The organism is Paenibacillus sp. MDMC362 (genome assembly GCF_003269305.1).
GTDB lineage: Bacteria > Bacillota > Bacilli > Paenibacillales > Paenibacillaceae > Paenibacillus_AQ.
Genome location: NZ_QLYT01000024.1, coordinates 188,563 through 212,048 on the forward strand (window position 1 = coordinate 188,563; position 23,486 = coordinate 212,048).

21 protein-coding genes are annotated in these 23,486 nt (G+C 46.8%); 19 read left to right on the plus strand and 2 right to left on the minus strand.

Annotated features, from left to right (window positions below; genetic code table 11):
- Positions 1–59 precede the first annotated feature (59 nt).
- From DP091_RS13325 to DP091_RS13335, 3 genes are all read left to right on the plus strand, one after another.
- Entirely contained in the window at positions 60–1,142 is a 1,083-nt protein-coding gene (locus DP091_RS13325) for a lactonase family protein (protein ID WP_113058743.1), read from the plus strand.
- A 237-nt stretch (positions 1,143–1,379) separates the two neighbouring features.
- Positions 1,380–2,171 carry an SDR family oxidoreductase gene (locus tag DP091_RS13330; RefSeq protein ID WP_113058744.1) on the plus strand — a complete coding sequence of 264 codons (792 nt, stop codon included), beginning with the start codon at positions 1,380–1,382 and terminating at the stop codon, positions 2,169–2,171.
- Positions 2,172–2,261: 90 nt separating this feature from the next.
- The gene (locus DP091_RS13335) at positions 2,262–2,510 is read left to right on the plus strand and encodes a YuzB family protein (RefSeq protein ID WP_015736210.1); all 249 of its coding nucleotides are present in this window, start codon (positions 2,262–2,264) and stop codon (positions 2,508–2,510) included.
- A 100-nt stretch (positions 2,511–2,610) separates the two neighbouring features.
- Here DP091_RS13335 and trhO read toward each other — a convergent pair whose 3' ends face one another.
- Positions 2,611–3,516: an oxygen-dependent tRNA uridine(34) hydroxylase TrhO gene (gene trhO, locus DP091_RS13340; protein ID WP_113058745.1), complete on the minus strand. Its 906-nt coding sequence runs from the start codon at positions 3,514–3,516 to the stop codon at positions 2,611–2,613.
- A gap of 201 nt (positions 3,517–3,717) precedes the next feature.
- Here trhO and DP091_RS13345 point away from each other — a divergent pair, with 201 nt between their 5' ends.
- The 15 genes from DP091_RS13345 (at position 3,718) to DP091_RS13415 (ending at position 22,454) form a co-directional block, all read left to right on the plus strand.
- Positions 3,718–4,356, plus strand: a complete 639-nt coding sequence (locus DP091_RS13345; protein ID WP_113058746.1) for an SGNH/GDSL hydrolase family protein — start codon at positions 3,718–3,720, stop codon at positions 4,354–4,356.
- Between the two features lie 289 nt (positions 4,357–4,645).
- Positions 4,646–5,686 (plus strand): ABC transporter substrate-binding protein, encoded by a 1,041-nt coding sequence (locus DP091_RS13350; RefSeq protein ID WP_113058747.1) that lies wholly within the window; start codon positions 4,646–4,648, stop codon positions 5,684–5,686.
- Between the two features lie 61 nt (positions 5,687–5,747).
- Entirely contained in the window at positions 5,748–6,668 is a 921-nt protein-coding gene (locus tag DP091_RS13355; protein ID WP_113058748.1) for an ABC transporter permease, read from the plus strand.
- Positions 6,668–7,462, plus strand: a complete 795-nt coding sequence (locus DP091_RS13360; protein WP_113058749.1) for an ABC transporter ATP-binding protein — start codon at positions 6,668–6,670, stop codon at positions 7,460–7,462. The genes DP091_RS13355 and DP091_RS13360 overlap by 1 nt, the downstream gene beginning before the upstream one ends.
- A gap of 311 nt (positions 7,463–7,773) precedes the next feature.
- Entirely contained in the window at positions 7,774–8,457 is a 684-nt protein-coding gene (locus tag DP091_RS13365; RefSeq protein WP_113058868.1) for a response regulator transcription factor, read from the plus strand.
- Positions 8,458–9,459: a sensor histidine kinase gene (locus DP091_RS13370; RefSeq protein WP_113058750.1), complete on the plus strand. Its 1,002-nt coding sequence runs from the start codon at positions 8,458–8,460 to the stop codon at positions 9,457–9,459.
- A gap of 94 nt (positions 9,460–9,553) precedes the next feature.
- On the plus strand, positions 9,554–10,492 hold the full coding sequence (locus DP091_RS13375; RefSeq protein WP_113058751.1) for a VanZ family protein: 939 nt from the start codon (positions 9,554–9,556) through the stop codon (positions 10,490–10,492).
- 89 nt (positions 10,493–10,581) lie between these two features.
- Positions 10,582–11,265 (plus strand): ABC transporter ATP-binding protein, encoded by a 684-nt coding sequence (locus tag DP091_RS13380; RefSeq protein WP_113058752.1) that lies wholly within the window; start codon positions 10,582–10,584, stop codon positions 11,263–11,265.
- Positions 11,262–13,853 (plus strand): ABC transporter permease, encoded by a 2,592-nt coding sequence (locus tag DP091_RS13385; RefSeq protein WP_113058753.1) that lies wholly within the window; start codon positions 11,262–11,264, stop codon positions 13,851–13,853. The genes DP091_RS13380 and DP091_RS13385 overlap by 4 nt, the downstream gene beginning before the upstream one ends.
- Positions 13,854–14,010: 157 nt before the next feature.
- The gene (locus DP091_RS31875; RefSeq protein WP_258394505.1) at positions 14,011–14,538 is read left to right on the plus strand and encodes a VanZ family protein; all 528 of its coding nucleotides are present in this window, start codon (positions 14,011–14,013) and stop codon (positions 14,536–14,538) included.
- An 821-nt stretch (positions 14,539–15,359) separates the two neighbouring features.
- Positions 15,360–16,748 carry a helix-turn-helix domain-containing protein gene (locus DP091_RS13395; protein WP_113058754.1) on the plus strand — a complete coding sequence of 463 codons (1,389 nt, stop codon included), beginning with the start codon at positions 15,360–15,362 and terminating at the stop codon, positions 16,746–16,748.
- Between the two features lie 314 nt (positions 16,749–17,062).
- On the plus strand, positions 17,063–18,442 hold the full coding sequence (locus tag DP091_RS13400) for a helix-turn-helix domain-containing protein (protein ID WP_113058755.1): 1,380 nt from the start codon (positions 17,063–17,065) through the stop codon (positions 18,440–18,442).
- A 166-nt stretch (positions 18,443–18,608) separates the two neighbouring features.
- Positions 18,609–19,838 (plus strand): CynX/NimT family MFS transporter, encoded by a 1,230-nt coding sequence (locus DP091_RS13405; protein ID WP_113058756.1) that lies wholly within the window; start codon positions 18,609–18,611, stop codon positions 19,836–19,838.
- A gap of 285 nt (positions 19,839–20,123) precedes the next feature.
- The gene (locus DP091_RS13410; protein WP_113058757.1) at positions 20,124–21,353 is read left to right on the plus strand and encodes a chromate transporter; all 1,230 of its coding nucleotides are present in this window, start codon (positions 20,124–20,126) and stop codon (positions 21,351–21,353) included.
- Between the two features lie 168 nt (positions 21,354–21,521).
- The gene (locus tag DP091_RS13415) at positions 21,522–22,454 is read left to right on the plus strand and encodes an NAD(P)/FAD-dependent oxidoreductase (RefSeq protein ID WP_113058758.1); all 933 of its coding nucleotides are present in this window, start codon (positions 21,522–21,524) and stop codon (positions 22,452–22,454) included.
- A gap of 162 nt (positions 22,455–22,616) precedes the next feature.
- Here the strand turns inward: DP091_RS13415 and DP091_RS13420 are convergent, their stop codons facing one another.
- A complete protein-coding gene (locus DP091_RS13420) occupies positions 22,617–22,916 on the minus strand; it encodes a hypothetical protein (protein WP_113058759.1) in 300 nt (99 codons plus the stop codon).
- A gap of 149 nt (positions 22,917–23,065) precedes the next feature.
- On the opposite strand from DP091_RS13420, the gene DP091_RS13425 reads away from it, so the two are divergent.
- Complete coding sequence (locus tag DP091_RS13425; protein WP_113058760.1) at positions 23,066–23,455, plus strand: antibiotic biosynthesis monooxygenase family protein; 390 nt, start codon at positions 23,066–23,068, stop codon at positions 23,453–23,455.
- Positions 23,456–23,486: the final 31 nt, after the last annotated feature.

Below are 23,486 nucleotides of genomic sequence, written 5' to 3' on the forward strand. Positions count from 1 at the left end.
TGAAAGTACATTACATAAATCATGATCATTATAGATAATCGAGAGGAGAGATAGGCATTATGACGAATCCATCACAGCGTACGCTGCTGTTTACAGGTGCGTATGCGGAAGATAACCAAAGCGGAGTATGCGTATATGAATTTAACGAGGATAGCGGTAAATTGAAGCTGCTTGATGAGGTGTCCGGCATTAAGAATCCGACCTTCTTGAACGTGGACCCGGAAGCTGGACGTATATATGCCATCGGCGAAATTTCAGGGGATGGCGGTAAGGCTGGCGAGGTCATTAGCTTTGAGATTGACCCTATTGCCGGCAAGCTGACCGAACGCAGCCGTGTTCGCAGTGTGAGCAGCTCTACTTGCCATATCCAGCGTGATGAAGCGGGTAAGTATCTGATTGTTTCGAGTTATCATGGAGGCTTGGTAGGTCTTCATCCGATCGGTAAGGATGGACAAGCCGGTGAACTGTTGGATCAGAAGAGACATGCCGATCTCGTGACTGTGCGGGAAGATCAGCAATCCAGAGCGCATTCGGCGTTTTACAGTCCGGATGGTCAATACGTGTTCGTACAGGACTTGGGACTGGACAAAATTCTTGCTTACACGGTAAATGAGGATGCCCAAGAATTAAGCTTTCATGGCGAAACCCAGCTGGAAGCGGGCGTAGGCCCCCGCCATCTGGCGTTCCACCCAAGCGGGGCTTATGCGTATGTCATCAACGAGCTGAATTCCAGTGTCACGGTGCTGCGCTATATCCAAGACGAAGGTCGTTTGGAGGTGCTGGAGACGATATCGACACTGCCTGCTGATTTTGACGGGGAGAGTTACTGTGCTGAAATCGCCGTATCCGAGGATGGCAAAACGGTATACGGATCTAACCGCGGACATGACAGCATTGTTGTATTCAACGTGCATGAAGATACCGGTCGCTTAAGCCCGGTTCAATATATTTCGACGGAAGGCGGGCACCCGCGTCATTTTACACTCATGCCTGGGGGCAAATTCCTGATTGTTGCTAATAGAGACGGAAATAACCTGGTATTGTTTAACGTGAATCCGGAAGATGGCAAACTTGCCTTTACAGGATATACGGTTTCGCAATCCAAGCCGGTATGCGTAAAACCAGCGGTATTCCAGCTTTAGGTTCGAAAGAACAAGTAATCGCATAGCGAATGAACGTAGAGATCGTTCGTACGGCTCGAGTGGTAAGCTGTTTACCGTAAAGAGCCGGGGAGCGATTTCTTTTTTACGGACTGGAGAGTTTTTAACAGAGAGGGGATTGATACGCACAGGCATCATAACAGCTTGAGGCACCAAGATTCAGACACGGACTCGTTGGTTATCTATAATCAGGAAAACTTAAACGAGGAGGTTGTGGCAATGTCAACAAATCAACGTTTGGATGGTAAGGTAGCCATCGTTACCGGTGCTGGTTCCGGAATCGGCCAGGCCGCAGCCCTTCTTTTGGCGGAGCAAGGAGCTAAACTGCTGTTGATCGATATTGATCGTGAACGCGTGGAGAAGGTTAAACAAACGATTGAACAAGCCGGGGGCGAAGCGCTAACCGGCAACTGCGATATTTCCAAGGCGCAATCGTTGAAGGATTGCTATAGCCAGGCTGCCGAGAAGTGGGGAAAGATTGATATCGTGTTTGCCAACGCCGGGATCAACGGGACCAAGGCCCCGATCGAGATCATGGAGCTGGATGAATGGGATGCTACGATCAATACTAATCTAAGAGGAACGTTTGCCACCGTTAAATATGCGATTCCCTATTTGAAGGAGCATGGAGGCAGTATCATCATTACGAGCTCCATTAACGGTAACCGGGTGTTTACCGGCTTTGGCTTCTCAGCCTACAGCACCACGAAGGCCGGGCAGGTGGCTTTCATGAAGATGGCGGCTCTGGAGCTTGCACGTTATAAAATCCGGGTGAACGCCATTTGCCCCGGCGCGATTGCCACCAACATTGATGAGAGCACCATTGCGAAGCCTGAGCTGGACGAGGTGACGATCCCAATTGAATATCCGGAAGGTGACCAGCCCTTGGCGGATGGACCGGGACAGCCCTCACAGGTTGCCCAGCTTGTAGCATTTCTTGCATCCGATGATGCTTCCCATATTACCGGCACTGAAATCTACATTGATGGGGCGGAATCCCTCATTCATTGACATCTACAAAGACCGATTTGACAAAACCGGACGTTTTCCTCATAATGAATGAACGTATTGTCATATTGAATAGTGGTGATGAAGATGGGGATGGGGATTGTTGTTGTGGAAATATGCGACAGCAACTTGATGAGTGCTTTGGAACTTGAGCATCTTGAGGAATTGTATCCCGAAATCGCTGTCCTGCGGGCTGATTGCATGAATCTTTGCGGTCTATGCAAGCTGCGGCCATATGCACTGGTGAATGGTAAACGTGTATTCGCGGCAACGACGGAAGAATGCGTCGAGAAGATCAAAGCTGCTATCGAAGCTGAACTGGCTGTTTTCCATGATATTTAATACGTCTGAATGTAGACGAGATCGTATAGTAAAAGGGCAAGGTGCGAGTGATTCGCACCTTGCCCTTTCGTTTGGTTATAGCATTTATGGCTGGCTTGGCTCAGGAAGCATTGTGGCTTGCAGCAACAATCTCTTCACACTCCGCAGAGCAGCAGCTATGATGAAGCTCCTCACACTCTTCGCAGCATACATGCTGCAGGTGACAAGCGTCGTTATCGCAATTGATATACCGATCTTCAGGCTTTCCGCAATGGTGGCATTTACCAACGATGACATCCTCGTCCGTTTGATTGATCGGCACGGCAATACGCTCATCAAATACATAACATTTCCCGTCGAACAGACGGCCTTGGACTTCAGGGTCTTTACCGTAGGTGACAATGCCGCCCTCAAGCTGGGCAACGTCTTTGAAGCCTTCCTTAAGCATGAAGCCGGTCAGCTTCTCACAGCGAATGCCCCCTGTGCAGTAAGTCAGGATGGTTTTATCCTTGTGCTCGCTCAGGTTCTCGCGAATCCACTCCGGAAACTCACGGAACGATTGCACCTCTGGACGTATCGCATTGCGGAAGTGGCCGATATCGTATTCGTAGTCATTCCGCCCGTCGATGACGATGACATCATCACGCTGCAAGTGTTCAAAGAATTCCTGAGGCGACAAGCGTTTTCCGCTAATCTCGTTAGGGTCGAGCTCATCCTCCACCCGGAAGGTAACGAGTTCTTCGCGGTGACGGACAAACATCTTTTTGAATGCATGCCCTTCGGAAGGGTCAATCTTAAATACCATGTCCGCAAATAGCGGGTTGGCGTGCATATCCTGCATATATTGCTCAGTTTGTTCAATCGTGCCGGATACCGTGCCATTGATGCCTTCGGAGGCAACCAGAATCCGTCCTTTGAGTCCGAGATCTTTGCAGTATTGCAGATGCTCGTCTTTGAACGCTTCAGGGTCCGGGATTTGAACAAATTTATAATAGAGAAGGATCTGATAGTTCTGTTGCTCTGACATGATTTAATCACCTGTTCTTTTATATATTCAGCCATACGTGTACCTATAGAATTGTAGTGAATTCACTTCACATAGTCAACTTAAATGTATAGAAAGTTTGCCATGATATGTGAATTTAAGGGGTTTCACGATTGCAGGAAAGCGGTTATGATGAAGGGGTGAGCTTGAGAACACTTTCAATTATTGGAGGCGTTGAACAGCATGGTACATATCGAACAGAATGCACTCGTATTGTTTCAGGGCGACAGTATTACCGATTGCGGTCGAAATTACGAGGAGTCGGACAGTTTGGGGAACGGATATGCGCTGATGGCTGCTGCCCGGCTAAGCATGGAGCTGCCTTTGAAAAGGCTGCGATTTGTAAACCGCGGAATCAGCGGTAACAGGGTCGTCGATCTGCGGGGGCGCTGGGAGGAAGATTGCATTGACCTGGATCCGACATGGGTATCCATCCTGGTCGGTATTAATGAGACTGGCAGGAAGTATAACCGTGGTGAAGCAACGTCCGTGGAAGCCTACTATGAAGGGTATCGTGAGCTGCTTATCCAAACCCGCGAGTTAACCGGCGCGAACTTTATTCTCATGGAGCCGTTCTTGCTGCCTGTTACGGAAGCGAAGAAGGAATGGCGGGAGGATCTGGATCCTAAAATTCAGGCCGTTCGCGAATTATCGCGAGAATTTGAGACGCTGTACGTTCCGCTCGACGGCATTTTTGCTGCAGCCAGCTCCAAGATAGAGATGAGTTATTGGGCAGCTGACGGTGTTCATCCTTCACCGGCAGGTCATGCGCTCATGGCCGAAGCGTGGTTAGCGACGATGCATGGCCGATCGATTTTGTAGACATTGATTTTTTTTCTACTATATAAATAATACTTCATTTGGCTGACATCCCCGGAAGCATGTGACATCCGGGGATGTTCTTTATGTAAACCATCATACGCTTTATAAAATCTTGATTGACGAAAACAATTGGGTACATATAAAATGTTCATAATAGACCGTTGTTCAATTGGAACGACCTATTTTTTGACTTTAATGCTTTCGTCGATGAAAGCGGGGAAGCGTTGTCGCTTTATGTAGAAAATTATGGTTTAGAACAAAGCGGTTAACCAATGAGAGGGGAATCATGATGAAGAGAAAAATGTGGTTATCACTAACACTCTCCGCACTGCTGGTTACGGCGGTAGGATGCGGGGACAAGCCGGAAGACGGCGGTACGACTCAAACGGGAAGCGGCGGAGAAGCGGAGAAGAAATCCTATAGCATCGCTATTTCGCAGATCGTAGAACATCCATCTTTGGATGCAACGCGGGAAGGCATTCTGGCAGCTCTGAAGGACGCTGGAATCTCGGAGGATGACGAAACGCTGAAAATTGATTACAACAATGCGCAAGGCGATCCGGCGAACAACCTGTCGATCGGACAGAAGTTGAAGGATACGAAGTCGGATCTGGTGGTCGCTATCGCAACCCCGTCCGCACAGGCCGTGGCTGAGAACGTAAAGGAGAAGCCGGTGCTGTTCGCAGCGGTGACGGATCCGGTTGACGCGAAGCTGGTGAGCGACCTGCAGAAGCCGGGTGGCAACGTGACCGGGGCATCGGATACTAATCCGGAGGCAGCTAAACAGCTGATGGATTTCATCAGCACTAACTTCCCGGACGTGAAGAAAATCGGCCTAGTCATTAATGAAGGGGAAGCCAATGCAGTGGTAATGGCAAAGACGGCTGAAGAGGCGCTTGCCGAGCACGGCATCGAGCTGGTTAAGGCAGCTGTCACAAACACTTCGGAAGTGAAGCAGGCCGCAGAGTCGTTAGTCGGCAAGGTAGATGCTTACTATATCACGTTGGATAATGTCGTAGTCAGCGGCGTTGACGCGATTATTCAAACGGCACAAAAGAATAAAATTCCGTTCTTCTCCAGCGACCGCGATACGGTGGAGAAGGGGGCTTTTGCAACCGTCGGATTTAAGTATTACGACCACGGCTATCAAGTTGGACAAATGGCTGTAGAGATCCTGAAAAACGGCAAGAATCCGGCGGACATGGAAGTGACGAAGCCGGATAAGCTGGATCTGATTCTGAACACGAAGGTTGCGGCTGACTATGGTATTGATGTGACCGACGCCATGAAACAGGAAGTCAAGGACCCGGACAACAACATCATCGAGTAACGGTAAGGCGCGGAGATAACAGCCCGCGCCTTACTTCTTAATCCTTAAGGAGGTCAATGACATGCTGGATTTCGTGATGAGGCTGGATGGTCCGATTGAATTGGGGCTGTTGTATGCGCTGATGGCACTTGGCGTATATATTACGTTCCGGATTCTGGATTTTCCGGATCTGACGGTAGATGGAAGTTTTACGACAGGCGCCGCAATTGCGGCGATTCTGATTACCAACGGTGTGAATCCATGGCTTGCCACGCTAGCGGCATTTGCCGGAGGCATGTTAGCCGGTATCTGCACAGGCCTGCTGCATACCAAGGGTAAAATCAACGGTTTGCTATCGGGTATTATTATGATGATAGCGCTGTATTCGATCAATATGAGGATCATGGGCAAGCCTAATATTTCGTTGAGCCAGGAAGAGAATATCTTCGGATCGATGGATCCGATCTATATAATGTTGGTGATCGTAATTATCGGAAAACTGCTGCTGGATGCATTCTTCCGTACGGATCTTGGTCTTGCGCTGCGCGCGACAGGAGATAACAAGCGGATGATCCGCAGCTTTGGTGCCAACACGGACACCACAACCATTTTGGGGCTTAGCATTTCAAACGGTCTGGTCGCCTTATCCGGGGCCGTGGTTGCTCAGCAGTCCAGTTTTGCCGACATCAGTTCGGGTATCGGAATGATTGTTATCGGTCTGGCATCCGTTATTATTGGCGAAGCCGTGCTGGGGACCGGTTCGGTATTCCGGACGACGCTGGCTGTAGTCTGCGGTTCGATTATTTATCGGATTGTTGTTGCTGCTGCTTATGAGATCCCATGGCTCGAAGCGTCGGATTTAAAATTGATCACAGCGATCATTGTCATTATTGCTCTCGTGGTTCCGACCATCAATCGGGCAATGAAGCAGCGTTCACAGGCACGGAGGCGCTCAACCGAACTGTTAGCTACGCAAGGAAAGACCAAAGGAGGTGCGCTCTGATGCTGGAAATGAACCGTGTGTCCAAGCTGTTCAATCCGGGAACCTTGGACGAGAAGATTGCCTTGATGGATATCAATCTTCACTTGAAGCCGGGGGATTTCGTAACGGTTATCGGAAGTAATGGTGCAGGCAAATCCACGCTGATGAATATTATTTCCGGGGTAATGAAGCCCGATGCGGGCGAAGTACGCATTGACGGCACTTCAATTGGCCATCTGCCGGAATATCGTCGCAGCCGCTGGATCGGCCGGGTATTTCAGGATCCGATGGCGGGGACAGCGCCGCATATGACCATTGAAGAGAATCTTGCGATGGCTCATCGCCGCGGCCAGTCCCGCGGGCTGAGCATCGGCGTCACAGCCTCCAAGCGCGCAGGCTTCCGCAAGCATTTAGAGCGGCTTGGCATTGGTCTCGAGGATCGGCTCCGAGCCAAAGTAGGGATGCTGTCCGGAGGGGAACGTCAAGCGCTAAGCTTGCTGATGGCGACCTTCACGCAGCCGCAAATCCTGCTCCTGGATGAACATACGGCAGCGCTTGATCCGGCGCGTGCGGAGCTGATCACCCGAATAACCGATGACATCGTACGCGACATGAAGCTGACCACGCTCATGGTCACACATAACATGGAGCAAGCCATCCGTCTTGGCAATCGCCTCATCATGATGGACAAAGGGCGTATCATTCTGGATGTGAACGAAGAGCGCAAGAAATCTTTGACGGTGGAGCAGCTGCTCGGGGAATTTGAGCAGATTAGCGGCCATAAGCTGTCCGATGATCGTTTGGTTCTTGGGTAAGCATCTTGCGGGAATCATCGTTACGAATATAACGCTAAGCCTTCAATCTTGACAGGCTTAGCGTTTTTTTTCGTAATTTTTCCCTGGCCAGTTATCTACCGAGGCCGATTAATAATATGACGGGTTTCAGTTCCATCGCTTTTTGCAAGGATTCCTGATAACGTGTTAATGTTGGGAGAGCTACATCTTTAATCGGGAATAACATCAAGAGAGTACTTTGAAAATGCCTGACGACCGCTAAGCTTGAGCTAGCGGACATTTGAAAATAGGAGGCTTATTCCTTCATGGTCGTTCGTAAAGATGATCTGCAGATGATAATATTATTAGTGGAAGATGATAAAACAATTGCGTCCGGGCTGGAATATTCGCTGCAGCAAGATCGCTTTTCTACCGTTCTTTGCTATGATGTTGAATCTGCAAAAAAAGTGCTCACTGAAGATATAGATCAATTCGCTCTATGCTTATTTGATTTATCGCTTCCGGATGGAAGCGGTTATGAATTGTGCAAAATGGTGAAAGACCGACGAGATATTCCGGTCATCTTTTTAACGGCGATCGACGATGAGGTCAATGTCGTGATGGGGCTTGACATGGGAGCGGATGATTATATTACAAAGCCTTTTCGTATTCGCGAGCTTCTCTCGCGGATCAAGTCCGTCCTGCGGAGATACCATAAGTCGCCACAGACCCAAGGGATCATTAACCTGAACCAGGTTCGCATGAATACGCTGGAAGGAAAAGTGTATAAAAACGGCGCCGAAATTTCATTGACCGCTTTGGAGTATCGCTTATTGTTGATTTTTGGTAACCATATTGGGCAGGTTCTATCAAGAAATCAGCTTTTGGAGCAGATTTGGGACGTGGCAGGCGACTTCGTGAACGACAATACGCTAACGGTATATATCAAAAGGCTACGGGAAAAGCTGGAGGATGATCCACAGCATCCCACGATGATCAAAACGGTACGCGGTTTAGGATATAAGGTTGGTGATTAGATGCTGCGTAATCGAGAGATTCGGATTTTATTGTTGATCATGGGTTCCATCAGTTTAGCGGGGGGCGTTGCGGCTGCTTTTATTTCGTCTGTAGCCGCGGCGCTTGTTTTCATCATGTCTATTTTACTTATGGGAAGCAGTCTGCTATTCACGAGATGGAGATACCGCGAACTTGAAAAGCTGTCCGTCTATTTGCGTGAAATTAGCAGCGGTAATTATTCACTTGACGCTCGCGATAATCAAGAAGGTGAGCTTAGCATTTTAAGGAATGATATTTATAAAGTAACGCTTATGCTATCAGAGCAGAGGTCGCTTCTACAGCGAGACAAAACGGGGCTAACGGATGCCATTTCCGATATCTCGCATCAGCTTAAAACGCCGCTTACCTCCATGACGGTGATGGCGGATTTATTAAGCAAACCCGACCTGCCCCCAGCGAAAAGAACGGAGTTCACTCGCAATATCCGTATTCAGCTTGAACGAATCGATTGGCTTGTTTCTTCCTTATTAAAGCTATCGAAAATAGAGGAAAAGACAATCCAGTTCAAAAAAGATCAGGTACTCGTTAATAAGCTTATACAAAAGGCATTAGAACCGGTGTTGATTCCGTTGGAAATCAAGGACCAAACGGTAACCATCAAGGGTGATGACAACGTCTCTTTTGTCGGTGATTTCAAATGGACGGCCGAAGCGCTCATCAATATATTGAAAAACGGCGTCGAGCACACGCATGAAGGCGGACGCATAGCCGTTTCTTTTTCCGAAAATGCGCTATTTACGGAAATTATCATTGCCGATAACGGAAAGGGAATTCCAAGAGAAGATTTACCGTATATATTTAAACGTTTTTATAAAGGGAAAAATGCGAGCGAGGGGAGCATCGGTATTGGTCTTGCGATGGCTTACAGCATCATTGCGAGCCAGAACGGAGTGATCGATGTGACAAGCAGCCGCGACAAGGGTACGCAGTTTCGAATTAAGTTCTATAAACAAGTGATTTAATCGTAAGTGACTGAATTGTCACCTTCATCGTCACTGAAAAGTCATTTTGGACAGATAAAATGATATTCAACAGATGAACGATGGAGGTACGACCATGCATTTGAAGCAACACCGCCAGATTATTTTTGCTATCACGATTTTCTACACCCTGTTTATACTTTATTTTTTGTTTTTCGCCTTCGGCAGAGTAGGTAAGGTTGATCAAATCTCCGAGTCCACCTTTATATTTTTGCCTGACAGTTTTTTTAGGTTGCCAAGACTATTAGATCTTCTACATCCTACGCTGATGGATTTTGTGGGTTTCGGGAACATCGCCGCTTTCATTCCTTTTGGCATATTGTTTCCGTTGTTATATCGGACTAGCTTTGTTCGCTTAATGACCTTGTTCATCCTATCCATTCTCGTGCTGGAGACGATTCAGGCGCTAACATTCCTCGGCAGCTTCGACATGAACGATGTCATACAGAACTCATTGGGGGCAGCCATAGGCTTCGGGGCGTACAAACTTGGCTTTCGCACGAACAATAACTGGAAAAATATTGTTTATGCCGGTTTTTCTGGTTTAATCCTCATGCTCGGGGTGTGGGGTGTCTTCGGGATCGTTGACCAAGTGTTCACCAAAGAGATGGGCCCCTTTGTAGCGATAAACGATTTAAGGAATAGTACGGGGAATCTTTCATCGGGAACCAAAGTGAACACTCTTAAGATAAGCGGTCAAGACGTGGAACCCCAATATAATGTGTACAGCATCGAAGGCAAAAACAAGGAAACGTACACGTATACGTTTGGCAACAAGAAGGAGGTGTACCTCTTTTTGAATTATGGGATTCCCGATCAGGAGGATTCCCGAGGCAGCATTAGGGTTACCGCCGATGGACATGAGTTCTTGACTGTATCTGTAGAAGCCGGACGCCATGAGCCGGATATGAGCTCCATTTATCTCCCTCAGGCTAATGAGCTTACGATAACCATTGAGGGAAATGTAACCCTGTGGGATGTTGGATATAAAGAGATGGTATATAGCTGGAATTGAACATGAAGGAGCGCCCATGCTTCCGAAGTGAGTTTTGTACGAAGTCGGTTCAAGAAGTAACGCCCACAAAACTTTTAGGAGATATGGCAATGGAAATTTTAAAAATCGAGCATTTGTCTAAAATATACGGCATAGGCGAATCTGCGGTAAAGGCGCTTGACGATATTTCATTTTCGGTTCAAAAAGGCGAATTCGTCGCGATTATCGGCCCGTCCGGATCGGGGAAATCGACGCTGCTGCATATGCTGGGCGGTGTGGATCAGCCGACTAGCGGCAAAGTCCTCGTAGAGGGTACGGACATGTATAACTTGGACGAAACGCAGCTGGCCATCTTCAGGCGGAGACAAATCGGACTGATCTACCAGTTTTTTAATCTGATTCCCGTCCTGACGGTGGAAGAGAATATTACGCTCCCGCTCTTGCTTGATAACCAAAAGGTAGATCAGAAGCAGTTGGATGGTCTGGTGAAGACTCTGAATCTGCAGCATCGTTTAAACCATCTGCCCAATCAATTATCAGGCGGACAACAGCAAAGGGTGTCGATCGGAAGAGCGGTCATTAGTAATCCTGCTATTATGCTGGCGGACGAACCCACCGGGAATTTGGACAGCAAGAATAGCAGCGAGATCATCGACTTATTACAAATGTTGAATAAAACCTATCGCCAGACATTGATCGTGATCACGCATGACGAACGAATCGCTTTGCAAGCGGACAGGGTCATTTCGATTGAGGACGGAAGAATGGCCAAAGACGAGGTGATTCGCCCTTGAATATTGTCAGTAAACTCACCGTCAGACATTTGAGGCAAAACAAGAGACGAACGCTTGTAACCATTCTGGGTGTCATGTTGTCAGTTGCCATGGTGACGGCTGTTGCAACGCTTGGTTTTTCTTACTTGGATTTAATGAAAAGGCAAACCATCGCGGATGAAGGGGAATGGCATGTCCTATACCAAGATGTCAACAAGGAACAGCTTGCAGCGATAAAAAACGATGACGCAACCAAGACCCTTGTAATCACCAAGGATATTGGCTATGCCCCATTAGAAGGGGGACAAAATACAAATAAGCCGTATTTGTTCATCAAGGCGTACGATGCACAGGGTTTAGCGCAATTTCCAATTGAATTGAGCAAGGGGCGTCTGCCGCAAACGGACAAGGAAGTTGTGATTTCTGAAGCCGTTGCGACAAACGCCAAGGTGAAATATGAAATTGGGGATCGTCTTACCCTTCGCATCGGCAAACGATTCGAGGTAGGGAACGATCAACCGCTGGATCAAACCGAATCGCTGCGCATGGTAGATAACGAAAAGAACGAAACGCTGCAAAATATAACGACAAGGGATTACACGGTGGTAGGCTTCATCAAGCATCCCGTATGGGAACCGGCGTGGGCCCCGGGGTATACGACCATTAGCTATGTCGATGAAAACCTCATGGGGGCAAACGATCGAGTCCATGCGGCGGTGGTCTTGCAAAAAGTCAATCAGTCCTTGTTCGCACATGCAGAAAACCTGGCAGATAACAACGATATTGAAACGGTCCAATATCATCACGATTTGCTTCATTATTATGGCGTCTCCAAAAGCGAAGCTTCGAACATCACGATGTTCTCATTATCGGTGATCCTGATCGCGGTTATTATGATCGGCTCGGTTTCGCTCATCTATAATGCTTTTGCGATTTCCGTCTCGGAACGTTCCCGCCATTTAGGGATGCTTGCAAGCGTGGGGGCTACAAAAAGGCAGAAGAGAAATTCGGTGTTTTTTGAAGGTGTCATTATTGGCTTGATCAGCATTCCCGTTGGAATCCTATGCGGTCTTGCCGGGATCGGCATTACTTTTCAGTTTATTAACGCTACAATTCAAGGGGCTTTAGGCATTACTGAAAAGCTAACGGTAATCGTCACGCCGTTATCGCTTTTGATTACCTGCGCTGTTTCGATGTTGACGATTTTCATTTCGACGTATTACCCAGCCGTCAAAGCATCCCGGATTTCCGCCATGGATGCGATTCGTCAAACTACCGATGTGAAACTTACGGGCAAAAGCGTGGAAACGCCGAAATGGATTCGAAGGCTCTTCGGAATCGAAGCGGAGATCGGATTGAAAAACTTGAAACGGAACAAGCGGAGATACCATGCCACCGTATTTTCGCTCGTGATCAGCATCGTTTTGTTTTTAACGATATCATTTTTTACCGGTAATCTGAAACAAACCTTGGCTATGTCGCAGGAAGGCGTCAACTATGATATCGAACTATCTTATGGCAATGAAAAAAGAATAGACGATCGGTTGGTTCAATCCATTGCATCCCTTTCGGATGTGTCGGAATACAGCGTAATTCATGAGTTGTACAGGAACGCTTGGATCGAAGAAGCGTCCATCGCCGATGAATTGCATGAGGCGGTCAAGAAGGACAGGAGTATACTGAAGGACGGAAAATATCCTTATGATATTAAAATCGCTGCATTAAACGATTCGAACCTGCGGGCTTATGCCAAAGCAGTCGGCGCAGATTACGAGTCACTGACGGATCCGAATCATCCCGCCGCCATCGTGATCGATACGATCGACTATAAAGATATGGATACGGGAAAATACGTCCAAACGAAGGTAATTCATGCGAGTGTCGGGCAAAGTCTCGATTTGACAACGATCCATGAGGAAACGGAGCAAGAGACGGATGTAAGCAAAGTGTACATTACGGCGTTGACATATCGATCTCCGATGGGAATGAACCTAGTCGGAACGGGCGGGTTAAATATCGTTGTCTCGGAACAGGTCCTGAATCAACTGGCAGTCGAAAAGAGCGGGGAGTTCGTTCAAACCTTTCTCTATCTGAAAAGTACGGACCCGCTGAAAACGCAGCAGGAAATCGAAGAAATGAAAGAGCCTAATTTGCATGTGTACAATGTATACCAATCCAGAAAACAAGAAGAACAGATGATTCTATTGATGTCGGTCTTTTCTTATGGCTTTATCGTATTAATTTCCGTGATTTCGATTGCGAATATTTTTAATACGATCTCAACGAGCATCTCCCTTCGAAAGCGGGAATTTGCGATGCTGAAATCCGTTGGAATGACGCCAAAAGGGTTTGCGAAAATGATGAACTACGAAAGTGTTGTTTATGGGGCCAAATCACTGCTGTTCGGGCTTCCTATCAGCTTCATCGTGATGTATGTGATCTATAGGGCATTTGCGAATAAATTTAACTACGGATTCGTCCTTCCCTGGATGAGTATTCTGTCTGTCATTGCCGCCGTATTTGTCATTGTTGGTTCCGCCATGCTATATTCCAGCGCGAAAGTAAAAAAGGAAAACATTATCGACGCGTTAAAGCAGGAGAGTATATAAGAATGACCGGCTCTGACTTGAAACTGCAAGGAAAGACAGTGTCAACCATCATTAGAATAAAGTCATAAGGGAGACCTCGTCTTGGGGATTGATGCAATCTATACGAATCTACGTATTTTAATGCTGCTGGTCATATTAATTATCGGGATCGAATTCTATGAAAAAGCTTTTTCTTGGTGCCTTGTTCATCGGATATGTTGTATTTGTTCTTGAGCTAACCATGCTCGGGCGCGGCCATTCTCATTTCTTGCAGATGAATCTCCGTCCATTCATCGATTATATCGAAGCGTGGAACAAATATTCCTTACGTGATCTTCAGAACGGCATATTTAATATCATCATGTTTATCCCTATGGGAATATTGCTGCCCTTCATCAGCCGGAAATGTAAAGCGTTTAAGTGGCTTCTTCTAGTCGTGGTAGGTTCTACGCTTTTTATTGAAACCTATCAGACGCTGTCAGGTGCAGGGCTGTTTGAGCTTGCTGATATTATGAACAACACGCTTGGTGGTATTTTTGGATATCAGTTATACAGACTTGCAGCTTCCATTATTGATAACAAGAGAGTAAAAATGAAAAGTCTGCTGGGAAACCTGGCGATACCCCATATACAAGAAAATCACTCAGCGGGATGGTGTAGAAGCCCTGCTGCAGCAGAAGTTAGGATTATCTGTGTTGAAGGTTAAGGATCGAGGCGGCGATCGTGAGGTTCTAATGGAAGACAAATCAGGAACGCCATATACATTCTATCAATCCCAAGAGGGGAACGTCGTTAACCGAGAACAATTATATACCAGAGCAGGCTTCATTCGCTGACATAGAACCGCTGCTCCCCAAAGCCAAAACCATGATGGCCGATCTTGGCTTACTCCCCCAAGAGGCTGATGTTACAGCGTTGGAGGACGGAGAATTTCAATGGTCCCTCCCGGATCAAGCGGGGTTAACCGAAAGTTACTGGACTGGCGAACTGTTACTCGGTCTTAAACAAGATGGCAGTATCTATTCGATAAATAATGGGCTCCAAGGAAACCAATTGATTAAGGAAGTAGATATCCTGTCTCCTGCAGAGGTATATGAGCGTATCAAGGATGGAGAATTTCCTCGTTATATACGACACGAAGGGCTTCTATCAGCCTGTATACAGAGTACATGGTGTATTTAATGGGGATTCGAATTGGTTCACCTTAATTCAGGCAAGAAGGAGCTAGGAGAGTAAATAGTAGGTAACCGGCCCAGGCATGGTTGAAGTCAGGGGCTGTTATGGTGTAGTCCAACTTTCAAAGCGCTTCCGAAAATTTCGGAGCGCTTTTTCTCATCGTAGTGATCCATATGACGATATATAAATAGTAAAGAAAAGTGCTGAATTTGGCATTTTTAAATTGTACTGGGTATTTTTTGTAAAAAAATGACGTAAATAAGTATTGACCACTGGAATATTAATCAAGTATGATTGCTGTATAGAGAAATATACTAATATTTGGGTTCGATCTAAGAGGGTGGTGTTAGATTGCAAAGGACAGCCACGATTCGCGAACAAATGGAAGAGTTTCTACATAAGCACGAAATGACGATTAATCGGTTTGCTGAGATATCGGGGGTCAATAGCGGCACACTCAGCAACATTCTGAATGGGAATCGCCCGATTTCCATGCAGCAGTTGGACCGGATTACGTTAGGTATGGGTCTGGAAGAGGGTTTTTTTTACGAGCTGTATATAGATGAATGCATCTTTCATGCTACGCCGGATTGGCGTCGGCTGGGTCCGTTTCTTCACCGATGCGCGGAGCTGGGGAAGCTGAATTGTCTGGACAAGGCTGTCCGGATGACGATGGATAATATCTCTTATTCCCCCTTACTCTTTGAAACGGCAGAGCTTTTTTTCAAAGAGGGAAAACATGAGGCGGCTGTACTGCTGTATAAAAGTGTGGCGGAGAGTGAACGATTTCAGCATTCGGAGCGGTTGGCCCTTTGTCAGTATCGGTTGTTTGTATTAGAACTCACAGATGATCAGGATGCAAACTTGCAGGCTGCCGTTTATTTTGAGCCGTTTGTGGATCGTTTAGATGAAATGTATCAGTTGGATGCATTAAGACAATTGATCAATATAAATGTATCGCTAAATCGATGGGATAAAGTTGAAGAATTAGCTAAAAAAATGGGTAGTAAAGCAAAGATTCAGTATCAGAATGATGTGAAAATGTATGATCTAGAGGCAGGAGAGGTGAAACCTTTAATATTCTATATTTTGTACGCTCAATTAATTCAAGCAAATGTTTGTCGAGAAAGAGGAAATTATGAGCAAGGATTATACTATGTATCATTATATATGAATCCTGACTGGGTTACGGAGCCTTCTATAGATGAAATTCGGGTTATCAATCAGTTTAAGGACTGGGGAGAGGCTAACAAATATCTCTACCAGCTTATGGTTGGACAAGTTGAGGTTTTAACTGATTACGTAGAATACATTTCGACTAGAGAGAATGAAATTTTCACTGCACTGTGTAATATAATGATCGCTGCCAATCGTTTTGACTTGAACGTAGAACAAATATTGGAACGTTTTGAGGTGTATTTAATACTTAAAGATCAATCAAGTAATATAGGCACCATTAATCGACAAGTTAATACTGAAAGATATACCCGACTTTTGTCTGAATTAGGAATATATTATTTGAATTCAAAAAATTACGACAAAGGTTTACAATTTATATTGGAAAGTTTAGACAGATCTATTACAATAAATAGTAACAGGGGTATGCTAAGATGTATGGGATTATTTGAACAGTTTCGCGATTTTTCTTCGTATGAATGTCAGAAACGCTATAAAACTTTAGTAAGTGAGGTGCAGGATTTAAATGAAAAGAAAATTGGCTTGTCTACTAGCTACATTTAGTATTGTAATGCTAATAACATTACCCGTTATTTCAAACAATGCGGATCTGTTAGATCCGACACATCGGGCAACATTATCACATGATCATGGTGTCGGAAGCTAATAAGTTAGGATACAGTGATAATACTGGTACTAAAGATATCTTAAAGAAGATAGTTCCTGAAAAACGAGGGACTATCTTCTTTTTATTAATGAATTTTTTGAATTATAAAAAAGAGCAATTCATTATCACTATTGACCAAACGAATGTAAAATAATAGCATGTAATTATTTACTATACTAATACTTGGTTTTCCATCTGGGGGTGTTGTTACTTGGAGACGACAGCCACGATTCGCGGAGAAATAGTTAGATATTTGCAGAATCATCATATGACGATCAACCAATTTGCCAGGTTATCGGGCATTAACAGCGGGACACTTAGTAATATCCTGAATGGGAATCGTCCCATGTCCATGCACCAGTTAGACCGGATAACCGAAGGGATGGGTCTGGAAGAGGGGCATTTCTACGAACTTTACATAACGGAAAGCATTTTTCATACGACTCCGGATTGGCGAAGGCTTGGACCTTTTCTTGAGCGATGTGCAGAACTGGATAAATTGGATTGTTTGCATAGAGCTGCACGAATGACGATGGAAAACATTAACTACGCACCGATGCTTTTTGATATGGCGGAGACCTTATTCAACGAGGAGAAGCGTGAAGCCGCAGCTTTGTTATACGAGTGCGTTGCCGAGTGCGAAAAATTTCAGTATTCCGAACGGTTAGCTCTTTGCCAGTATCGACTATTCTTAATCAGGTTAGGTGAGAACCAAGAGGAAAATTTACAAGCAGCTGTATACTTTGAGCCTTATATTGATAGGTTAGATGAAATCTATCAATTGGATGCGTTAGTTAAGCTTATTAATTTAAATATATCTTTGCAGCGAATGGATAAAATCGAAGCTCTAGCCAAAAGAATGGAACATCAAGCCAGAATTCATTATCAGCAAAATAGAGATACGTTTGAATCGCTTGAATTTCCAAAGAGACCTCTTCTTTTTTATTTACTATATTCGTACCTAATTCAGGCATTTGTGTATCAAGAACGAGGTGATTACGATCATGCTCTCCACTATGTATCATTGTATGATAAACCAGATTGGGTAATAAATCCGAGCCAAGAGGAATCTCTGATTTTGGAGCAGTTCAGCGAATGGGCTGAGGCTAATCGATATATGTATGGTTTAATGAGTGGGCAGCCAGGTTCTCTGAATCAGTATGTAGATTATGTTGAATCAAGAAATGATGAGATCTTTCTAGCTCTATGCAATATCATGGTCGCAGCCAATCGTTATCAACTTCAGGTTGATCCAATTTTGGAACGCTTTAAAGAGCATCTGCATTATAGATCGCAGCAAAATCAACTTGGAAAGGTTAGCGATCAGGTCACATTAAACCGATACACCCGCCTCCTCGCCGAGTTAGGGATATACTATTTAAATGCTAAACAGTATGATCGGGGGTTATCCTATATCCTGGACAGCCTCGAGTATTCGATCAGAACCAAAAGTGATAACGGGATGCTGCGGTGCATGGGAATCTTTGAGCAGTTCCGTCAGTACGCATCCGAAGAAATACAGAAACGTTATAATGAATTCATTCGTGATGTCCAAAAATTATCCGTGTACGCTTGGAGCCCGCTTGTGTAGGGCTCTATACGTGCGTCTACAGGTTAATGTACAACGCTGAATAGGCGACAGACTGGCCCTATAAGCTGCCATGAAGCTTCCCGAGGCTATAGCCTAATATCCGGGTTTGTGATAAACTCGGATAAGTTTATTTTTACATATCGCTTGAAAGTAAGGAGTTCATGTCATGACATCAAGAACATCAATAGATCAAAACACAACTTCCGCCGGGCGCACATGGATGATGTTTGCAGGTATTATCCTGATTGCCATTAACCTGAGAGCGGCGATTACATCGGTTGGCCCGCTGATCGGGATCATTCGCGACGATACGGGAATCTCGAACACGTTGGCGGGTATGCTCACTACGCTGCCGCTATTAGCCTTTGCTTTATTGTCGCCAATGGCACCGGCCATGGCTAAAAAATGGGGGCTGGAGACTACTCTTTTACTAAGTATGGTGGTGCTGACATTCGGCATCGGCATCCGCTCGATATCATCCCCTTATACGCTGTTAATCGGTACCGCATTTCTCGGAATGGCTATAGCCGTTGGGAACGTGCTGCTTCCAAGTCTGGTCAAGCGGGATTTCCCGCGGCATATCGGATTGATGACGGGGACGTACTCTGCCTCGATGAACCTGCTCGCCGCGATCGCATCCGGGATCAGCGTTCCGCTGGCTACCCAAGCTGGTCTTGGTTGGCAAGGGTCCCTATTAATCTGGGGTTCGTTATCCGTCTTGGCTCTCATCGTATGGATCATCCAGCGCCGGAGCTCCGGAAGAACCGCTGAGGTCAGTTCGGCTGCTACCAAACATCAGAGTGTGCTGAGGTCACCGCTTGCTTGGTACATTACTTTATTCATGGGTCTTCAATCGTTTACGTTCTACGTGAACATCTCATGGCTGCCCGAGATTCTAAGAAGCCAAGGCATGGATTATAGTGCCGCGGGGTGGATGCTCTCGATTCTTCAATTTGTCAGCCTGCCATTCTCCTTCATTATTCCTGTTCTGGCTGGCAGGAATCCCAATCAGCGCATGCTGGTGACGATCTCTGCCTTGTCTATGCTGACCGGATACGCAGGCTTATTTTCTGGTCTGACTTCATTAAATCTGCTATGGGTGATGCTGGTAGGTATTTCAGGCGGGGCCAATTTCAGTTTATCCTTGATGTTCTTTACCCTTCGTACAAGATCGGCTCAAGAAGCTGCGGCTTTATCCGGTATGGCCCAGTCGCTGGGTTATTTATTGGCTGCAGTAGGTCCGCTGCTCATCGGTTTCCTGCATGATGCGACAGGCGGATGGAAGGTGCCTCTGGCGGTATTATCCGCCATTGTCGTTGTATTGTTCATTTTTGGTTTTGGCGCTGCGAAACCAGGGTATCTCTCCGTGCCGAACAAAACGAAGCCGGAGGCTTAACGTTATACAAGTCACATTATAGTGACTCATACATTGAATAGGAACAGAAAGCGATCCATGGACATAAGTTCAGCTGGGTCGTTCTTTTTTTAGTACATGTACCGGAATTTCACACGATATCACTCAAAAATTCTTTAGATTTTACATAGCGTTTACATAAATGGGTAGATTGATCATGAGAGTTTGGTATACTCTGAAATTTGATAAAGGTGACCTGTATACTTAACGGTTAACGGGTTTACGATTTCTATTACAAGACACCAAGCAAATGGGGAGCGATGAATATTGAATCCGGAGACAGACAAAGAACAAGTTCAAGCTCAAGTTGGCAATAGGCAGCCCTCTGGCAGGTGGCGTGCCCTCGGCGAAACCTGGTGGACCGCGCTGCAGCTGGGGCTCACATCGTTTGGCGGACCGATCGCACATCTTGGATACTTCCACCAGACTTATGTGCGCCGCAAGCAATGGTTGGACGAAAAAAGCTATGCGGATCTGGTGGCCCTGGCCCAATTTCTTCCCGGACCCGCCAGCAGCCAGGTGGGTATTGGTGTTGGGATGATGCGAGCGGGCATCTGGGGCGGCATCGTCGCCTGGCTTGGTTTCACATTGCCGTCCGTGCTCATGCTTATGATCTTCGCCTATTTGATGCAAACCTTCGATCCCGGCTCGGCAGGCTGGATTCAAGGACTTAAAATTGTCGCAGTGGCCATCGTTGCGCAGGCGGTTCTGGGTATGGCAGGAAAGCTGGCCTCAGGCCCTGTAAGGGCGGCTATAGCGTTAATAGCCATGGCAGTCGTTCTGCTGTGGCAGAGTCCCATTTCTCAAGTGACGGTCATCGCTCTTGCCGGCCTATCGGGACTGTGGTTGTTCAAGCGTCAAGCGAACGAAGAGGCAGTACCCGAGATCAAGATGCCGATCGGACGGAGAGCCGGACTCTTTTGCTTGGGCCTGTTTGTTGTGTTATTAGTGGGTCTGCCGCTTCTTAACGGGCTGACCGATAACGGTTGGGTAGCCATGGTGGACAGCTTCTACCGAGCCGGATCGCTAGTATTCGGCGGAGGGCACGTCGTTCTCCCGCTGCTGGAGAATGAGACGGTGCTGAACGGCTGGATGTCTAAAGAGGATTTCCTGACGGGTTACGGAGCCACACAGGCTGTACCCGGTCCGTTATTTACTTTTGCCGCTTACCTCGGGGTCTTGATTCAGGGGATTCCTGGAGGTATCGTGGCTACACTGGCTATCTTTTTGCCTGGATTTCTGCTTATCGTAGGGGCCATGCCTTTCTGGAACAGCATCCGCAGAAACCCTAAGCTGCAAGGTTTGCTGACAGGCATGAATGCGGCAGTGGTCGGGATTCTATTGGCTGCTCTATACCATCCCATATGGACATCCTCCATCCACAGTCCGCTTGAATTTGTGATCGGCGCGGGGCTGTTCGGGATGCTGATGTTCTGGAAGAGCCCTCCGTGGCTTGTTGTGATTGCCGGTGCATTAGCCGGACAGCTTCTCCTGTAATTCATTGATTTGGACCTCGGCGCTGTGTGCCGGGGTCTATTTGATTTTTCAGGAGTAAATCACGGCAGATTGGTTAAATAATTAGGGTGTACCTCTCTTCTTGAAGTATATCTTGAAGCAAAGAGTTCTTGCGCTTAATTCGATATAGAAATGAGTGGATAAACCTACATGTTGGATACCGAAGTGAAGGATTGCATTATCATTGGCGGCGGAATTGCAGGTCTGCAGGCGGCTATACAGCTGGGGCGGTATTCTGCCTATGATGTCCTGGTGATCGACCGGGGAACGGGGCGGTCCACCATCTGCAAGAGTTACCGCAATATCCTTGGATGGCCAGATGGGGTCTCTGGTGAAGAGCTCAGGGGGCGGGGGCGTCAGCAGGCGGAGTCTGTCGGCGTTACGTTTGCAGACGATGATATCCGGAAGGCGGAGCGGGATGAGTCGGAGTATTTTGTGTTAACTGGTAAAGACGGAGTTCGTTACAGGGCCAAAACCCTGCTGCTCGCAACAGGCGTGATGGACCGTTTTCCCCAGCTGCCAGGCCTGATGTCCACGCTGGGCACATCCGTCTTTGTATGCCCTGATTGCGATGGTTATGAAATTCAGGATCGCAAGACCGTCGTGATGGGATCAGGTGATCCCGGTGCCAGTATGGCTGTGCTGCTATCGGAGCGAACCCAGGATATCATCTACATCAATCATGAGGGGGAGCCGGCTTCTTCCGAGCATATGTCCCAATTGGCGGAGCTCGGGATTCCGTATATAGAGAAAAAGGTGTCGGAAATTCATGAGGAAGGCGGCATCCTATCGGCCGTTGTGTTGGAGGATGGGAGCATCGTGCCTGCGGAGCGGGGGTTCCTATCTTTTGGCGGGAATATGATCCATTCCGAATTGGCCGAGCAGTTGGGGGCAGAGCTGGAGCACAACCGTCATGTCAAGACCGATCCAAGGTCCAAAATGACGAGTGTCGAGTCACTTTGGGCCGCGGGTGACCTGGGCGTCCATTCCGAATTAACCACCGTGGCGATGGGGGAAGGCGCAACGGCTGCGATCTGGATTAACAAGACTCTGAAGAAGATGACTAGCGGAGCCGTTACATGAGGATGTTATAGAAATAGATCAGAACAATCCGAAAATCTCGGTACGAACCAGTCGATGCAGTAATATTTAAAAAACCCGCCTGTTCAATTACGGCAAGTAGTGAGAATGGCCGTGGATCAAGGCGGGTTTTGTTGTCTTCTGAGAAAATACGCCGATCGGCGTTTACAGACCGAAGCGGGTGATATGATCTTCGAGGTTATACTTTTGCAGTAATTCGGTTTGCTTGGGACCGATCAGATCAAAATGCGGGTACGGCAGACGGTAATGGATATATTCCGGATTAAGTCCGTTTGATACACACCAGACCTCCAGGCGCTGGATGTTCGAGCAGCCTACTTTGGTTACGGTATGGAACTCCGGAAACCGCTTGTCGTACCAATAATGGGTCAAAAAAGCGATGTCTCCTTGTGCAACCTTCTGCTTCCATTGCTGCAATTCCTGTCTCGAGATGCCGAATGCCATGTTTGTCTCATCCTTATAAGTGTATTCATGCTTCTCATTATATCAGCATATACTTGACTGCACCTACTTGTTTTCCTAGGATGGCGCTGCCATATACAAGCGTTACATTTTACCGTTGATCGGATGGATATCGAAGAGGGGGATACGATATGATACTGGAATCAGCGATACTTTATATCAAACCGGGGCTGGCAAGCGAGTTTGAAAGTGCCTTTCGGGAAGCTTCCGGCGTTCTGTTATCGAAAAAGGGATATGTAAGCCATGAGCTTAACAAGTGCGTGGAGAACCGGGATGAATATATATTCCTTGTCCGCTGGAGCGGCATTAAGGATCACCTGATCGGCTTCCGCGGGCATCCGGACTATAAGCTGTGGAATGCGTCTCTGGAGCCGTTCTATGCCCGGCCGCCTGAGGTTAAGCATTATATCGATATCCGGATCGATCGTCGCGAGCAGGCTGAAGCGGAGTTGACCAAACTATTGATTCCAGAAAGCAGGACGGATTCGACTTCTTCCCAGGAAGAAAGGACGGCAGAATAATCAGACTTCTAAATATCGGATGATCTGTCCA

Bases quoted from the DNA above. Each gene is read 5' to 3' on its own strand.
- DP091_RS13325 (WP_113058743.1), top strand. From the start codon at position 60: ATGACGAATCCATCACAGCGTACGCTGCTGTTTACAGGTGCGTATGCG.
- DP091_RS13330 (WP_113058744.1), top strand. From the start codon at position 1,380: ATGTCAACAAATCAACGTTTGGATGGTAAGGTAGCCATCGTTACCGGT.
- DP091_RS13335 (WP_015736210.1), top strand. From the start codon at position 2,262: ATGGGGATTGTTGTTGTGGAAATATGCGACAGCAACTTGATGAGTGCT.
- trhO (WP_113058745.1), bottom strand. From the start codon at position 3,516: ATGTCAGAGCAACAGAACTATCAGATCCTTCTCTATTATAAATTTGTT.
- DP091_RS13345 (WP_113058746.1), top strand. From the start codon at position 3,718: ATGGTACATATCGAACAGAATGCACTCGTATTGTTTCAGGGCGACAGT.
- DP091_RS13350 (WP_113058747.1), top strand. From the start codon at position 4,646: ATGAAGAGAAAAATGTGGTTATCACTAACACTCTCCGCACTGCTGGTT.
- DP091_RS13355 (WP_113058748.1), top strand. From the start codon at position 5,748: ATGCTGGATTTCGTGATGAGGCTGGATGGTCCGATTGAATTGGGGCTG.
- DP091_RS13360 (WP_113058749.1), top strand. From the start codon at position 6,668: ATGCTGGAAATGAACCGTGTGTCCAAGCTGTTCAATCCGGGAACCTTG.
- DP091_RS13365 (WP_113058868.1), top strand. From the start codon at position 7,774: ATGATAATATTATTAGTGGAAGATGATAAAACAATTGCGTCCGGGCTG.
- DP091_RS13370 (WP_113058750.1), top strand. From the start codon at position 8,458: ATGCTGCGTAATCGAGAGATTCGGATTTTATTGTTGATCATGGGTTCC.
- DP091_RS13375 (WP_113058751.1), top strand. From the start codon at position 9,554: ATGCATTTGAAGCAACACCGCCAGATTATTTTTGCTATCACGATTTTC.
- DP091_RS13380 (WP_113058752.1), top strand. From the start codon at position 10,582: ATGGAAATTTTAAAAATCGAGCATTTGTCTAAAATATACGGCATAGGC.
- DP091_RS31875 (WP_258394505.1), top strand. From the start codon at position 14,011: ATGAAAAAGCTTTTTCTTGGTGCCTTGTTCATCGGATATGTTGTATTT.
- DP091_RS13405 (WP_113058756.1), top strand. From the start codon at position 18,609: ATGACATCAAGAACATCAATAGATCAAAACACAACTTCCGCCGGGCGC.
- DP091_RS13415 (WP_113058758.1), top strand. From the start codon at position 21,522: ATGTTGGATACCGAAGTGAAGGATTGCATTATCATTGGCGGCGGAATT.
- DP091_RS13420 (WP_113058759.1), bottom strand. From the start codon at position 22,916: ATGGCATTCGGCATCTCGAGACAGGAATTGCAGCAATGGAAGCAGAAG.
- DP091_RS13425 (WP_113058760.1), top strand. From the start codon at position 23,066: ATGATACTGGAATCAGCGATACTTTATATCAAACCGGGGCTGGCAAGC.